Origin of the sequence: Streptomyces sp. NPDC015125, from assembly GCF_043080045.1 — a bacterium.
Lineage (GTDB): Bacteria > Actinomycetota > Actinomycetes > Streptomycetales > Streptomycetaceae > Streptomyces.
In genome coordinates this window covers 24,152-38,449 of record NZ_JBIBVF010000030.1, presented here as the reverse complement: position 1 = coordinate 38,449, position 14,298 = coordinate 24,152, and the positions used below count along the sequence as shown (strand labels likewise).

Genomic DNA, 14,298 nt, shown 5'->3' with positions numbered 1-14,298 from the left:
TCCTCCGCTCTGTGGTGGATCGGCTCCGTCACCAGGGGCCTTGGATCCACGCGGCCTGCCCGCTTTTTGCGGGAATGACCATATTTTGTGCTGTGGTCCGACTTGCTTGGCGACGTTACCGGAGCCGTGGTCGGACTCCGAGTACCGCAGTGCCGACGCGCACATGTGTCGCCCCGGCCGCCACGGCTTCTTCGAGGTCCGCGCTCATACCTGCGGACACCATGGTGGCAGCAGGATGACCCGCGCGCAGGTCGGATGAGATTTCCATGAGCCGCTCGAAAGCGGCGAGTTCACGTCCGGCGTACGGCCCGGCCAGCGGGGCGACGGTCATCACACCGTCCAGTCGCAGACCCTCGGCCGAGGCGATCGCCTCGGCCAGCGCCCCGACTCCGTCGGGCGCCACCCCGCCGCGCTCACCCCGCTCCCCCGACTCCGCATCGAGCGCCACCTGGACCAGGCAACCCAGTTCACGCCCGGCACGCACCGCCTCCTTGGAGAGGGCGGTGACGAGCCGGACCCGGTCGATCGATTGCACAATTCCGGTATAACCGGCCACGGATCGCACCTTGTTGGTCTGCAGCTGACCAACAAAATGCCAAGTAAGGGGCAAATCAGCGCATTCAGCGGCCTTGGGCGCCGCCTCCTGATCGCGGTTCTCCGCGACCTGCCGCACCCCCAGCTCCGCGAGCAACCGGACATCGCTCGCGGGGTAGGTCTTGGTGACCACGATCAGGGTCACCTCGTCACGCGGCCGGCCGGCCCTGGCACATGCGGCGGAGATACGTTCCTCCACCCGGGCCAGGTTCTCGGCCAGTTCCGTCTTGCGGTCGTCCGTCACAGCTCGGCCTCCCCCAGCCGTGCGTCGGGGGTGTCCCCGAGCCATACATAGCTCGCGAGCCGTCCCGTCGTACGGTCGCGCCGGTAAGAGAAATGGTCGGCGGATTCGCGGGTGCAGATGTGGGAATCCTCACGCACCCGTACGCCCGCCGCGGCGAGTTGGGCCCGTACCCCTGCGGTGACGTCCACCGCGGGAGTGCCCCAGCTGGTCACCGCACGGGCCTCGGGCACCACCCCGGCGACATCGCAGCGCATCGCCTCGGGCACCTCGTAACACCGCCCGCAGATCGCCGGTCCGGTGTACGCGACGATCCGGGCCGGCACCGCCCCCTGCTTCACCATGGCCTCGACGACCGCCGGGACCACCCCGGCGACCAGACCCGGCCGTCCGGCATGGGCGGCCCCCGCGATCCCGGCGACCGGATCGGCCAGCAGGACCGGGGTGCAGTCGGCGGTCAGCACGGCGAGCGCAAGGCCCCGGCGGTCCGTGACCACCGCGTCGACACCGGGGATGTCGTCGCCGTGCCACGGCCCGTCGACCACCGCGACGTCCCGGCCGTGCACCTGGTGCATCCAGACCACCGCGGCCGGGTCGAGGCCGAGTTCCGCGGCGGCCCGTGCGCGGTTGGCGCGGACCGCCTGCGGGTCGTCGCCGACCGCGCCGCCCAGGTTGAGCTGATCGTACGGAGCGGCGCTCACCCCGCCCCACCTGTCGGTGAAGGCGAAGTGCGCGCCGCTCTCGTGGTGCTGTTGCCCTATCACTTCGGTGCTTTACGTCACTTCAGGAAGTCGGGGACGTCCAGTTCCTCGGCCGCGGAGTCCGAGTACGGACGGGCCGGGGGAACCTGCGGGGCGCTCGCCGGGGGCGACGGGACCTCGCCCAGCGAGGAGGAGGACTCGGCCGGGGCCGGCTCCTCGTCGCGTACCGGCACCGAACCCAGTCCGCCGAAGGACGACGAACGCGGCTCCGGCGGGGTGGCCGGACGGCTCGGGGCCGGGGCGGGCTCTTCGCGCTTCTGGGACGACAGCGCCGATTGTGTATCGCGGCGGGCCGGCGGCTGACCACCGTCGAAGCCCGCGGCGATGACCGTCACCCGGACCTCGTCGCCCAGCGCATCGTCGATGACCGCACCGAAGATGATGTTGGCTTCCGGGTGTGCGGCCTCGCTGACCAGCTGCGCGGCCTCGTTGATCTCGAAGAGACCGAGGTCGGATCCGCCGGAGATGGAGAGCAGCACCCCTCGGGCGCCGTCGATGGAGGCCTCCAGGAGCGGCGAGGAGATCGCCATCTCCGCGGCGGCCACCGCACGGTCGTCGCCCCGTGCCGAGCCGATGCCCATGAGCGCGGAACCGGCTTCCGACATCACGGACTTGACGTCGGCGAAGTCGAGGTTGATCAGACCCGGGGTGGTGATCAGATCGGTGATGCCCTGCACACCCGACAGCAGCACCTGGTCCGCGGACTTGAACGCGTCGAGCACGCTCACCTGACGGTCCGAGATGGACAGCAGCCGGTCGTTGGGGATCACGATGAGGGTGTCGACCTCTTCGCGCAGCTGGGCGATGCCGTCCTCGGCCTGGTTGGCACGACGGCGGCCCTCGAAGGTGAACGGCCGGGTGACCACACCGATCGTCAGGGCGCCCAGCGAGCGCGCGATGTTGGCGACGACGGGTGCGCCGCCGGTGCCGGTGCCGCCGCCCTCACCCGCGGTCACGAAGACCATGTCGGCCCCCTTGAGGACCTCCTCGATCTCCTCGCGGTGGTCCTCGGCCGCCTTGCGACCCACATCCGGGTTGGCGCCGGCGCCGAGTCCGCGCGTCATTTCGCGCCCGACGTCGAGCTTGACGTCGGCGTCGCTCATCAGCAGCGCCTGCGCATCGGTATTGATCGCGATGAACTCGACGCCCTTGAGCCCGACCTCGATCATCCGGTTGATGGCGTTCACGCCACCGCCGCCGATGCCGACGACCTTGATGACTGCGAGGTAGTTCTGCGGTGCTGCCACGTCGAAGGCCTCTCGCCTCGAGTTACGTGTCGTCGCCGCACGTGCGTGTGGACGCCGACTGATGCCGATGGGACGGTTCGTATCGCCGACCCGAACCCTAACGTTGAAGTTTAGGGTTACCTGTGCCTGTGTTCCTTGGTTCCATAGTCCCTTTGGAACGAGACACTAAGTCGACAAGGCGCGCGCGTTCAACGAACACGCCGAACCTCCCGTTTTTCTTTTCACCCTATGTGATCACCCATAGTCGTAGCCATCCAGGGTGCTGGCCTGCGGCTCCACACGTCAACTCCCCGATACCGCAGGGGCACTGGGGACCGAGACGTCGAAGTGGCGCCCGCCGTGTGCCGCTTTCAGCAGCGCGGTCAGCACCTTTGCCTTTTCGGCGCCCTCTTCGCGGCTGCCCCACGCCACCGTGCGGCCGCCGGTCAGTTCGAGGGTGACGGCGTCGTAGGACCGTACACGGACCTTGCGTACGTCCTTGCGCACGGCCGGGGGCAGATCCCGGGCGACCTCGACCGCGGCCCGTCGCAACCGGTCGATTCCGAACTGGTGCAGACTCAGGGAGTCGGATACGGCCATTTCCAGAAGCGGAACGCCCCGGGGGGCCGTGCGGACAGTGGCGAACCGGACGCCCTCGGCGTCCACTTCGACAAACTTTCCGCCCGCTCGCATCAACAGTTCCGGCCTTCTTTCGGTCACCTTCAGACCGATCGTGTGCGGCCAGGACCGTTCGACGTCCACGGTCTTGATGCGCGGCAGCCGCGCGCGCAGCCGCCGGGCGAGCGCGTCCGTGTCCACGGAGACCAGCGGCTCGTTCATCGGGGCGCGTGCCGCGGCGACGACCTCTTGCGGCGTCAGGACGCGGGTGCCGGTGGCCCTGACGCGTTCCACCCGGAGCCAGTTCGAGGCGTAGAGCGCCCAGACGCCGAACGCGCCGAGCAGCACCGCGACGATCGTGATGATGATCAGACTGCGGCGGCTCGGCGCGCGAAGGGGAATGCGCACCCGCCGGAATCCCGTCGCGCGGGGTGGCGCGGCGGAGGGCGGGCCGGACGGTGACTTCTTCTCGCCGCGTCGGGCGGTTGCCGGTCCGGCCACGCTCCCTGCCTTCTCTCGTGCGCTACTTGTTGCGCTGCGCGATCGCCTCGTACACCATGCCGACCAGCAGCTCGTCGGCGTCCCGTCGGCCGAACTCGGAGGCCGCGCGGGACATCTCGTACAGCCGGTGCGGATCGGCCAGGACCGGGAGCACACTGTTCTGCACCCAGTCCGGGGTCAACTGGGCGTCATCGACCAGCAGGCCCCCGCCGGCGTTGACCAGCGGCTGGGCGTTGAGCCGCTGCTCGCCGTTGCCGATGGGCAGCGGAACGAATGCGGCCGGCAGCCCGACGGCGGACAACTCGGCGACGGTCATCGCGCCCGCGCGGCAGAGCATCATGTCGGCCGCGGCGTACGCGAGATCCATCCGGTCCACGTACGGTACCGGGATATAGGGGGGCATCCCGGGCATGTTGTCCGCGTGCGGCAGTTCGTTCTTCGGACCGACGGCGTGCAGCACCTGGATCCCGGCACGCTGGAGGGCCGGGACGGCGGCCTGGGTGACCTCGTTCAGCCGGCGGGCACCCTGCGAACCACCGGACACCAGCAGGGTCGGGAGGTTGGGGTCGAGCCCGAAGGCGGCCCGCGCCTCCGGGCGGACCGCGGCACGGTCCAGGGTGGCGATGGTGCGGCGCAGCGGAATGCCGACGTAGCGGGCACCGCGCAGCTTGCTGTCGGGGGTACTGACGGCGACGAACTTGGCGTACCGCGAGCCGATCTTGTTGGCCAGGCCGGGGCGGGCGTTGGCCTCGTGGACGATGATCGGCACCCCGAGGCGCTTGGCGGCGAGGTAGCCGGGCAGCGCCACATAGCCGCCGAAGCCGACGACACAGTCCGCCTTGGTGCGCTCCAGGATCTGCTCGGCGGCCTTGATCGTGCCGCGCAGCCGCCCGGGGACGGTGATCAGCTCGGGGGTGGGCTTGCGCGGCAGCGGCACGGCCGGGATCAGCCCCAGCTCATAGCCGCGTTCCGGGACGAGGCGGGTCTCCAGGCCCTTCTCCGTACCGAGTGCCGTGATCCCCACGGTGGGGTCCTGCCTCCGCAGTGCGTCCGCGAGGGCGAGCGCGGGCTCGATGTGGCCGGCGGTCCCCCCACCGGCGAGTACGACATGCACCGAAATTCACCGCTCTCCGGACGGCCGCTTCTTGACGCGCCGTCTCATCGTCTTCCATCTCACCCCAGCCTGCCTTCTTCCGAAGACCGGCTTCCGCGCCGACCGGGCCGACAACGCCGCCCGTGCAGCGGGCTCGTCACGCGCGAAGGCGATCAGCAGCCCGATGGCGAACATCGTCGGCAGCAGGGCCGAGCCTCCGTAGGAGAACAGCGGGAGCGGGACACCGGCGATCGGCAACAGACCGAGCACCGCACCGATGTTGATCACGGCCTGAGCCGTGATCCAGGTGGTCACACCTCCCGCGGCGTACCGTACGAAGGGGTCCTCCGTGCGTCCGGCCACGCGGATACCCGCATAGCCTAGAGCCGCGAAGAGGGCGAGCACCGACAGCGTCCCCGCCAGACCCAGTTCCTCCCCGGTGATGGCGAAGATGAAGTCGGTGTGCGGTTCGGGGAGTTCTCCCCATTTTTCCATACTGGCGCCGAGGCCGGAACCGAAGAATCCGCCGGAGGCCAGTGCGTAGATGCCGTGCACGGCCTGCCAGCACTGGTCACCGGGGCCCGGATCGGTCGCGCCGATGCAGGCCAGCCGGGACATCCGGTTCGCGCTGGTCTTGATCAGCAGTGCCCCGATCAGCGCGGCGCTGCCCAGCACCCCCACGAACAGCCGGGTCGGCGCACCGGCCAGCCACAGCAGCCCGAAGAGGATCGCCGTGAGAATGATCGCGGTGCCCATGTCGCCGCCGAGCATGATCAGCCCGAGCAGCAGGAACGCCACCGGGATCAGCGGCACCAGCAGGTGCTTCCACTGCGCCAGCAGCCGCTTGTCCTGTTTGCGGGCCAGCAGATCGGCGCCCCACAGCACCAGCGCGAGCTTGCCGAACTCGCTCGGTTGCATCTGGAAAGGGCCGCCGAGGTTGATCCAGTTCTGGTTGCCGTTGACCGCGACCCCTATGCCCGGAATCTGCACCAGGCACATCAGGAACACGGAGACGGCGAGCAGCGGATAGGCCAGCGTGCGGTGCAGCCGTACCGTCATCCGGGAGGCGGCCAGCAGCATCCCGCCGCCGAGGACGGCGGCGAGCAGCTGCTTGCGGAAGAAGTACGTCGGGGCGAGGCCGGACTGCAGCGCCTTGATCTGGGACGCCGAGTAGACCATCACCAGCCCCAGGACGGTGATCAGCAGGCTGCCGCCGAGGATCAGGTAGTACGCGGTCAGCGGGCGGTCCCAGGCCCGTTTGAGGCGGGTGTGGAGCCCCCGGGGGCCGTCCGGTGTGCGGCCGGCGCGCGGCGCTCGCACCGCGGAGGGCCGGCGCGGACGCGACGGGGCCGGCTTCGCCGATCGGGCCGTCATCCTCGTCCCCTCCACAGGTGCGCTCGCCGCCGGCTGACGACGACAGCGGGGAGAAACGGTCTAGTGATCCCGTGCGGTCAGCTCACCGACCGCGTCGGCGAAGGCCTCGCCCCGCTTGTTGTAATTGACGAACATGTCCATCGAGGCACAGGCCGGAGCCAGCAGGACGGTGTCGCCGGGCTCGGCCAGGCGGCTCGCTTCCCGTACCGCCTCGGACATCGCCCCAGTGTCGGTCCGGTCGAGGTCGACCACCGGGACATCGGGGGCGTGTCGCGCCAGGGCTTCGCGAATCAGCGCCCGATCGGCACCGATCAGCACCACACCGCGCAGCCGGGCCGCCGACGTCTGCACCAGCTCGTCGAAGGTCGCGCCCTTGGCGAGGCCGCCGGCGATCCACACGATGTGCTCGTACGCCGCCAACGACGCCTCGGCGGCATGGGTGTTGGTGGCCTTGGAGTCATCGATATAGCTGACGCCGTCGAGGTCCGCGATGTGCTGGATGCGGTGGGCGTCCGGGTGGAAGGCGCGCAGTCCGTCGCGTACGGCGGCGGGGGCCACCCCGAAGGCACGGGCCAGCGCCGCGGCCGCGAGGGCGTTGGCGATGTTGTGCGGGGCCGCGGGCGTGACGTCCGAGACCTCCGCGAGCTCCTGGGCCTGCTGCTGGCGGTTCGCCACGAAGGCGCGGTCGACGAGGATGCCCTCGACGACGCCCAACTGGGAAGGTCCCGGGGTGCCGAGGGTGAACCCGATCGCACGGCAGCCTTCCTCGACGTCGGCCGCCCGGACCAGTTCCTCGGTCAGCGGGTCGGCGGCGTTGTAGACGCAGGCGACGGTGTTGCCCTCGTAGATACGGCCCTTGTCGGCGGCGTAGGCCGCCATGGAACCGTGCCAGTCCAGGTGATCGGGGGCGAGGTTGAGGACGGCCGCGGAGTGCGCCCGTACGGAGGGCGCCCAGTGCAGCTGGTAACTGGAGAGCTCGACGGCGAGGACGTCGTACGACGCACCGTCCGGCTGCCCCTCGCCGAGCACCACATCGACGAGCGGGACGCCGATGTTGCCGACGGCGGCGGTCCGCAGACCCGCCGCCTGCAGGATCGAGGCCAGCATCCGGACGGTGGTGGTCTTGCCGTTGGTGCCGGTGACCGCCAGCCAGGGAGCGGAGTCGGGGCCGCGCAGCCGCCAGGCCAGTTCGACATCGCCCCACACCTCGACGCCCGCCTTCTCGGCCGCGGCGAAGAGCGGACTGGCCGGCTTCCAGCCCGGGGTGGTGACGACCAGTTCCGTGCCCTCGGGGAGGGTGTCGCCGTCGCCCAGGCGGACGGTGGCCCCCAGCTCCTCCAGCTCGGCGGCCTGCGCACGCTCGCGTTCACCGTCGCTGCTGTTGACGACGGTGACGTGGGCGCCGAGGCCGGCCAGGGCGCGGGCGGCGGGAACGCCGCTCACGCCGAGGCCGGCAACGGTGATGCGCCGGCCGGCGAAGTCCGCCGGGCTCTGCATGGTCACTTTGCCGCCTGCCAGCCGCCGTAGAAGATGCCGAGTCCCACGATGACGCACATGCCCTGGATGATCCAGAACCGGACCACCACAAGGACTTCGGACCACCCCTTGAGTTCGAAGTGGTGCTGGAGTGGCGCCATCCGGAAGACCCGCTTACCGGTGAGCCGGAACGAGCCGACCTGGATGACCACGGACATGGTGATCAGGACGAAGAGACCGCCGAGGATGGCCAGCAGCAGCTCCGTACGGGAGCAGATCGCCAGACCGGCCAGCGCGCCGCCCAGGGCCAGCGAACCGGTGTCCCCCATGAAGATCTTGGCGGGCGAGGTGTTCCACCACAGGAAGCCGAAGCAGGCGCCCATCAGTGCCGAGGCGACGACCGCGAGGTCAAGTGGGTCGCGGACCTCGTAACAGCCCGGTCCGGCGGTGATCTGGTTGGCGCACGACTCCTGGTGCTGCCAGATGCCGATGAACGTGTACGCGCCGAAGACCATCACCGAGGCGCCGGTGGCGAGGCCGTCGAGGCCGTCGGTGAGGTTCACGCCGTTGGACATCGCCAGGATCATGAACAGTGCCCAGATCACGAAGATCACCGGGCCGATCTGCCAGCCGAAGTCCTGGGTGAAGGAGAGCCGGTCGGACGCCGGGGTCTGCCCGCGCAGGTCGGCGAACTGCAGTGAGAGCACGGCGAAGGCGATGCCGACGATCAGCTGACCGGCCATCTTGGCCTTGGCCCGCAGGCCCAGCGAACGCTGCTTGACGATCTTGATGTAGTCGTCGAGGAAGCCGACCAGGCCCATGCCCGCCATCAGGAACAGCACCAGCACACCGGAGAAGGTGGGGTCACTGCTCGTGATGACCTTGGTCAGCACATAGGCGATGATCGTCGCCAGGATGAAGGCGATACCACCCATGGTGGGCGTACCGCGTTTGCTGTGGTGATCGCGCGGGCCGTCATCGCGGATGAACTGCCCGTATCCCTTTTTGGCCAGCAACTTGATCAGCACCGGGGTGCCGATCAGGGTCAGGAAGAGCCCGATCATTCCGGAGAAGAGGATCTGCTTCATCGAGTTCATCGGGACGCGACTCCGCCCTCGGCGCCCGCAGCGCCCTCGAGGCCTGCGTCGTCCAGCAATGCTGCGGCAACCCGCTCCAGCCCCACCGACCTGGACGCCTTCACCAGCACGACGTCTCCCGGTCGCAGCTCGCTGCGCAACAGGTCGACCGCCGCCCGCGCGTCGGACACGTGCACCGACTCCTCACCCCACGAACCCTCGTTCTTGGCGCCCATGTCGAGCCAGGCCGCTTCCCTGCCGCCGACTGCCACGAGCTTGCTGACGTTGAGTCGGACGACCAGCCGCCCGACCGCGTCGTGTTCGGCAAGCGACTCCTCGCCGAGCTCGGCCATCTCACCGAGCACCGCCCACGTACGTCCGCCCTTCGCCTTGGCGGCTGCGCCCATGGCGACCAGCGCTCGCAGCGCCGCTCGCATGGACTCGGGGTTCGCGTTGTAGGCGTCGTTGACGACCGTCACACCGTCCGCGCGCTCGGTGACCTCCATACGCCAGCGGGAGAGCGTGCCGGCTTCGGAGAGCGCGATGGCGATCTCGTCCACGGACATGCCCAACTCATGGGCGACGGCGGCCGCGGCGAGCGCGTTCGACACGTGGTGCTCACCGTACAGCCGCATGGTCACATCACTGCACCCGGAGGGTGTGTGAAGCGTGAAGGCAGGCTGTCCGGCCTCCGTGATCCGGACATTCTCCGCACGTACGGCGGCGTCCCGGGCCTCGCCGAAAAGGATCGTGCGGGCCCTGGTGCGGGGGCCCATGGCGCGCACGTACGGGTCGTCGGCGTTGAGCACCGCGACCCCGCCGTCCTCGGCCGCGGGCAGCTCCTCGACGAGTTCGCCCTTTGCCAGGGCGATCTGCTCCCGGCCGCCGAACTCGCCGATGTGCGCGCTGCCGACGTTGAGCACCACACCGATCCTCGGCGGGGTCAGCCCGGCGAGGTAGCGGATGTGGCCGACGCCGCGGGCACCCATCTCCAGGACGAGGTGGCGGGTGGTCTCATCGGCGCGCAGCGCGGTCAGCGGCAGCCCGATCTCGTTGTTGAGGTTGCCCTCCGGCCAGACCGTCGGGCCGGAGCGCTGCAGCAGCTGGGCGATCAGGTCCTTGGTGCTGGTCTTGCCGGCCGAGCCGGTGAGGCCGACGACGGTGGTGCCCAGGCGCTCGACGACGGCGCGGGCGAGCGCACCGAGGGCGGCGACCACGTCGTCGACGACGATCGCGGGGACACCGACGGGGCGGGCGGCCAGTACGGCCACCGCGCCCGCCTCGACGGCACCCGCCGCGAAGTCGTGGCCGTCGGCACGGTCACCGGCGAACGCCACGAAGAGTGCGCCGGGGCGTACCGCGCGGGAGTCGGCCACGACCGGTCCGGTCACCCGGCGGCCGTCGTCCGGTATGTCGTACTGCCGGCCGCCGACGATGCTCGCGATCTCGGCGAGCGACAGGGAGATCACAGGTCACCCCCGGCGAGGGGCGGGCAGTGACGGTAAAGGGGTTGTGCGCGCATGGCGGTGTGTCATCCCTGGTGGTTCGGGGGCGGTGACTGCGGCGACTGCTGTGACTTCTGCGAGTCCTCGATGGCATCGCGCAGCACCTGGCGGTCGTCGAAGGGGCGTACCACTCCGGCGATGTCCTGGCCCTGCTCGTGGCCCTTGCCCGCGACGATCACGGTGTCGCCGGGCTCGGCGCGGGCGACGGCGGCGGCGATGGCGGTGGCCCGCTCTTCCTCGACCAGCACCGTGCCGCGTTCATGGATGGGGACTTCCGCGGCACCCGCGAGCATGGTGGCGAGGATCGAGAGCGGGTCCTCGCCACGCGGGTTGTCGGAGGTCAGGATGGCCGTGTCGGCGAGCCGGGCCACTGCGGCACCCATCGGGCCGCGCTTGTGCGGGTCGCGGTCGCCGCCGCAGCCGAGGACGGCGTGCAGCTTGCCGTCGGTGACCTTGCGCAGCGCGCGCAGAACCGATTCGACGGCGTCGGTCTTGTGGGCGTAGTCGACGACCGCCAGGTACGCCTGGCCGGCGTCGATGCGCTCCAGGCGGCCGGGGACGCCGGGCACCGCGGCGACGCCGTCGGCCGCGGTCTGCGGGTCGATGCCGGCGACGACCAGCGAGACGATCGCGGCGAGCGCATTGGCGACGTTGAACGGGCCGGCGATCGGGGAGGCGGCGCGCAGGGCCTGGCCGTCCGGGCCGTGCACGGTGAAGGTCGAGCCGAGCGTGCCGATCTCGACGTCCGACGCCCGCCAGTCCGCGTCCGGGTGGCCCTCGGCGGAGAAGGTGGTGACCGGTACCTCGGACTCGCCCTCGGCCAGCCGCTTGCCGTACTCGTCGTCGAGGTTGACGACGCCGGCCCGGCTGCGGGCCTTGGTGAACAGCTGGGCCTTGGCCTGGAAGTAGTCCTCCATCCCGGAGTGGAACTCCATGTGCTCCGGGCTGAGGTTGTTGAAGATCGCGACGTCGAAGACGCAGCCGTCGACCCGGCCGAGGACCAGTGCGTGGCTGGAGACCTCCATGGCGACGGCGCGGACGCCGCGCTCGCGCATCACGGCGAACAGCGCCTGCAGGTCGGTGGCCTCGGGGGTGGTGCGCTCGGACTTGATCCGCTCGTCGCCGATACGGGTCTCGACGGTGCCGATCAGGCCGGTGAGTCCCCCGTCGGCGCGCTTCGCGGCAGCCGCCCGCAGCCCGCCCTCGATGAGGTAGGCGGTGGTGGTCTTGCCGGAGGTGCCGGTGATGCCGATCTGGAGGAGGTCCTCGCCCGGCGCGTCGTAGATCGAAACGGCCAGGGAGCCCATCCGGGCGCGCGGGTTCTCGACGACGAGGACCGGCAGGCCGGTCGCCGCGGCACGCTCGGCGCCCGACGGGTCGGTCAGGATCGCCGCGGCGCCGAGGTCGGCCGCCTGGGCGACGAAGTCGGCGCCGTGCAGACGGGCACCGGGCAGCGCGGCATAGACATCGCCGGGGCGGACCGCCCGGGAGTCATGGGTGATGCCGGTGACCGTGGCAGCGGCATGGCCGGGATCCGGGGCGGGGCATCCCAGCTGCTCGGCGAGGTCCGCCAGGGGGGTGGGGCGGACCGTTTCAGGGCGCGGCGCTCCCGGATAGGTGCCGGGCCCGCCCTTCTCGGCGTGCTGGGCTTTCGGGGACTGATCAGCGTGTGACACGGCGGTGAGCGTACCGGGCACCACCGGCCCGGGGCGAAGTGAGGGCCGTGGGGAGGAGCAGTTTCCCGCGACGGGGGTGCCGTCGGGGGTGCCGTCGGGGGTGATGGTCGTCACGGCGGAATTGCCTCGATTTCATTGGCCTGGCGAGAAGGTGACCGGCAGCCGCGGGGGCCCCGCGCCGGTCGGCGGGACCTGGAGGGTTTTCAGCGCGAAGGCCATGACCTGCTGGTAGATCGGGCCACAGACCTGGCCGCCGAAATAACTGCCGGCAGTGGGGTTCTGAACGGCGCAGTAGACCGTGATGCGGGGCTTGTCGGCGGGTGCGAACCCGGCGAAGGACGCGGTGTATCCGTGGTAGCGGCCGGTTTTGGGGTCCACCCGGTTGGACGTTCCGGTTTTGCCGCCGACCCGGTAGCCGTCGATCTTCGCCTTCGCTCCGGTGCCTTCCTCGTCGTCGACCACCGATTCGAGCATGGTGGCGAGGGTGCGCGCGGTCTTCGGGCCGACCACGCGGTTCCTGTCGGGCTTGGGCGCCGGTACGTAGTGACCGTCGGGTCCGGTGCTGCCGCGGACCAGTGAGGGGGCGATGCGCTCGCCGCCGTTGGCGATCGTGGAGTAGACGGAGGCGGCCTGTACGGCGTTGAGGGACAGTCCCTGGCCGAACGGGATGGTGAACTGCTGTGAGGTGTTCCAGTCCTGCGGCTTGGCCAGGATGCCGTCGGTCTCCCCGGGGAAGCCGAGCCCGGTCGGCTTCCCGATACCGAACTTCCGCAGGTACGAGTAGAGGACCTGGTTGGCCCGGGGCTGGGTCCTGCCGAGCTGGCCGGCGGCGAGGATCGTGCCGATGTTGCTGGACTTGGCGAGCACGCCGTTGAGCGTCAGATGCCAGGTGGCGTGGTCGACGTCGTCCGCGAACAGCCGGTCGCCGCGGTGCAGCCGGTTGGGCACGGTGACGTGGGTGGAGGACGTGGCGACGCCCTCCTCCAGGACGGCGGCCATGGACATCAGCTTGCTGGTGGACCCCGGCTCGAAGGCGTCGGACAACGCGGCATTGCCCAGCGCCTCCGGATCGGCCTTCGACACCTCGTTGGGGTCGAACCCGGGCGCGTTGGCGAGCGCCAGGATCTCCCCCGTGCGGGTGTCCTGGACGACGACATAGCCGCGGTCGGCGTTCGACTTGGCGACCTGCTCGGTGATGGCCTGCTGGGCGGCCCACTGGATGTCGCGGTCGAGGGTGAGCTCGACGTCGCTGCCGGGGACGGCGGGGTGTTCCTGGGTGTCGGCGGTGGGCACCCGGCGGCCGCCGGACTGGGCGTAGACGAGCTTGCCGTCCTTGCCCGCCAGCTGCTTGTTCAGCAGCGCCTCCAGGCCGCCGCCACCCTTGCCGGCACCGTTGACGAAGCCGAGGACGCCGGAGGCGAGGTCCTTGTTCGGGTAGAGGCGCTTGCTGTGCTTGTCGGCGAAGATCCCGACCAGGACGTCGGGGCGGGGCGCGCTCTTGGGGGCGGCGGCCGCCTTGGCGTCGAGGCTCGTACGCAGGTCCTTGATCCGCTTCCAGACCTGCGGGGTGCGCTGCCGGGCGAGCAGGACGTAGCGCGCCGTGGGCCGGTCGAGCTTCGCGGCGAGGGTGGCCTTGTCCTCGCCGAGGATCGGTGCGAGCAGCGCGGCGGCCCGCTGCGGAGCGTCGTGGATCTTGGTCTTGGCGGGCGCCAGCAGGCTCGGGTCGGCGGTGATGTCGTACGCGTCGACGGTGGTGGCGAGGTCCACGCCGTTCCGGTCGGTGATCGCACCGCGCTCGGCGGCCAGCTTGACCGGTACATAGCGGTTCTCGTTGGCCTTGGCGGCGAACGCCCCGGCGTCCACGGCCTGTACCTGGAAGAGCCGTACGACGAAGACCAGCATCACCAGCGTCAGCGCGAGGGAGACCAGCCGCAGCCGGGGGCGCGGGCTGCCGAGGCGGAGCACCGGGGACCCGGCCCCGGAGCGGGGGCGTACGGGGCGCCGGGCGGGGGGCCGGGGGCCCGGCCGGGGCGCGGGGCGTTTGGCGGGCGGGCGGCCGCCGCGGCCACCGGCCTGGCCGCCGCGACCGCCCGCCTGGCCGCCGCGCTGGGCGGGGCGCGGCACCCGGCGGGGGTCCCTGGGCTCGGTCATGCCGCG

General features: G+C 70.7%; 11 protein-coding genes. All 11 read right to left on the bottom strand.

Going from position 1 to position 14,298, the window contains the following annotated elements:
• Window positions 1-115 precede the first annotated feature (115 nt).
• Window positions 116-883: a YggS family pyridoxal phosphate-dependent enzyme gene (locus tag ACF088_RS37910; protein ID WP_392380520.1), complete on the bottom strand. Its 768-nt coding sequence runs from the start codon at window positions 881-883 to the stop codon at window positions 116-118.
• Window positions 835-1,599 (bottom strand): peptidoglycan editing factor PgeF, encoded by a 765-nt coding sequence (pgeF, locus tag ACF088_RS37905; RefSeq protein WP_392380519.1) that lies wholly within the window; start codon window positions 1,597-1,599, stop codon window positions 835-837. Before pgeF ends, ACF088_RS37910 begins: the two co-directional genes overlap by 49 nt.
• Before the next feature lie 14 nt (window positions 1,600-1,613).
• On the bottom strand, window positions 1,614-2,843 hold the full coding sequence (gene ftsZ, locus ACF088_RS37900; RefSeq protein WP_392380518.1) for a cell division protein FtsZ: 1,230 nt from the start codon (window positions 2,841-2,843) through the stop codon (window positions 1,614-1,616).
• A gap of 282 nt (window positions 2,844-3,125) precedes the next feature.
• Window positions 3,126-3,941 (bottom strand): cell division protein FtsQ/DivIB, encoded by an 816-nt coding sequence (locus ACF088_RS37895; RefSeq protein ID WP_392380517.1) that lies wholly within the window; start codon window positions 3,939-3,941, stop codon window positions 3,126-3,128.
• A gap of 22 nt (window positions 3,942-3,963) precedes the next feature.
• The gene (gene murG / locus ACF088_RS37890; RefSeq protein WP_392380516.1) at window positions 3,964-5,055 is read right to left on the bottom strand and encodes an undecaprenyldiphospho-muramoylpentapeptide beta-N-acetylglucosaminyltransferase; all 1,092 of its coding nucleotides are present in this window, start codon (window positions 5,053-5,055) and stop codon (window positions 3,964-3,966) included.
• A 6-nt stretch (window positions 5,056-5,061) separates the two neighbouring features.
• Complete coding sequence (gene ftsW / locus ACF088_RS37885) at window positions 5,062-6,408, bottom strand: putative lipid II flippase FtsW (RefSeq protein ID WP_392380515.1); 1,347 nt, start codon at window positions 6,406-6,408, stop codon at window positions 5,062-5,064.
• A 60-nt stretch (window positions 6,409-6,468) separates the two neighbouring features.
• A complete protein-coding gene (murD, locus tag ACF088_RS37880; RefSeq protein ID WP_392380580.1) occupies window positions 6,469-7,905 on the bottom strand; it encodes a UDP-N-acetylmuramoyl-L-alanine--D-glutamate ligase in 1,437 nt (478 codons plus the stop codon).
• A gap of 2 nt (window positions 7,906-7,907) precedes the next feature.
• Window positions 7,908-8,972, bottom strand: a complete 1,065-nt coding sequence (gene mraY / locus ACF088_RS37875; protein ID WP_030085860.1) for a phospho-N-acetylmuramoyl-pentapeptide-transferase — start codon at window positions 8,970-8,972, stop codon at window positions 7,908-7,910.
• Window positions 8,973-8,977: 5 nt separating this feature from the next.
• Entirely contained in the window at window positions 8,978-10,429 is a 1,452-nt protein-coding gene (gene murF / locus ACF088_RS37870; RefSeq protein WP_392380514.1) for a UDP-N-acetylmuramoyl-tripeptide--D-alanyl-D-alanine ligase, read from the bottom strand.
• 62 nt (window positions 10,430-10,491) lie between these two features.
• Window positions 10,492-12,255, bottom strand: coding sequence for a UDP-N-acetylmuramoyl-L-alanyl-D-glutamate--2,6-diaminopimelate ligase (locus ACF088_RS37865; protein ID WP_392380513.1), 1,764 nt, complete (start codon window positions 12,253-12,255; stop codon window positions 10,492-10,494).
• An 18-nt stretch (window positions 12,256-12,273) separates the two neighbouring features.
• Window positions 12,274-14,292, bottom strand: a complete 2,019-nt coding sequence (locus ACF088_RS37860; RefSeq protein ID WP_392380512.1) for a peptidoglycan D,D-transpeptidase FtsI family protein — start codon at window positions 14,290-14,292, stop codon at window positions 12,274-12,276.
• Window positions 14,293-14,298 lie beyond the last annotated feature (6 nt).

What these genes read in the sequence shown, in the direction of transcription:
- mraY (WP_030085860.1), bottom strand. Translation starts at nt 8,972, where the DNA reads ATGAAGCAGATCCTCTTCTCCGGAATGATCGGGCTCTTCCTGACCCTG.
- ftsW (WP_392380515.1), bottom strand. Translation starts at nt 6,408, where the DNA reads ATGACGGCCCGATCGGCGAAGCCGGCCCCGTCGCGTCCGCGCCGGCCC.
- ACF088_RS37910 (WP_392380520.1), bottom strand. Translation starts at nt 883, where the DNA reads ATGGCTCGGGGACACCCCCGACGCACGGCTGGGGGAGGCCGAGCTGTG.
- ACF088_RS37860 (WP_392380512.1), bottom strand. Translation starts at nt 14,292, where the DNA reads ATGACCGAGCCCAGGGACCCCCGCCGGGTGCCGCGCCCCGCCCAGCGC.
- murD (WP_392380580.1), bottom strand. Translation starts at nt 7,905, where the DNA reads ATGCAGAGCCCGGCGGACTTCGCCGGCCGGCGCATCACCGTTGCCGGC.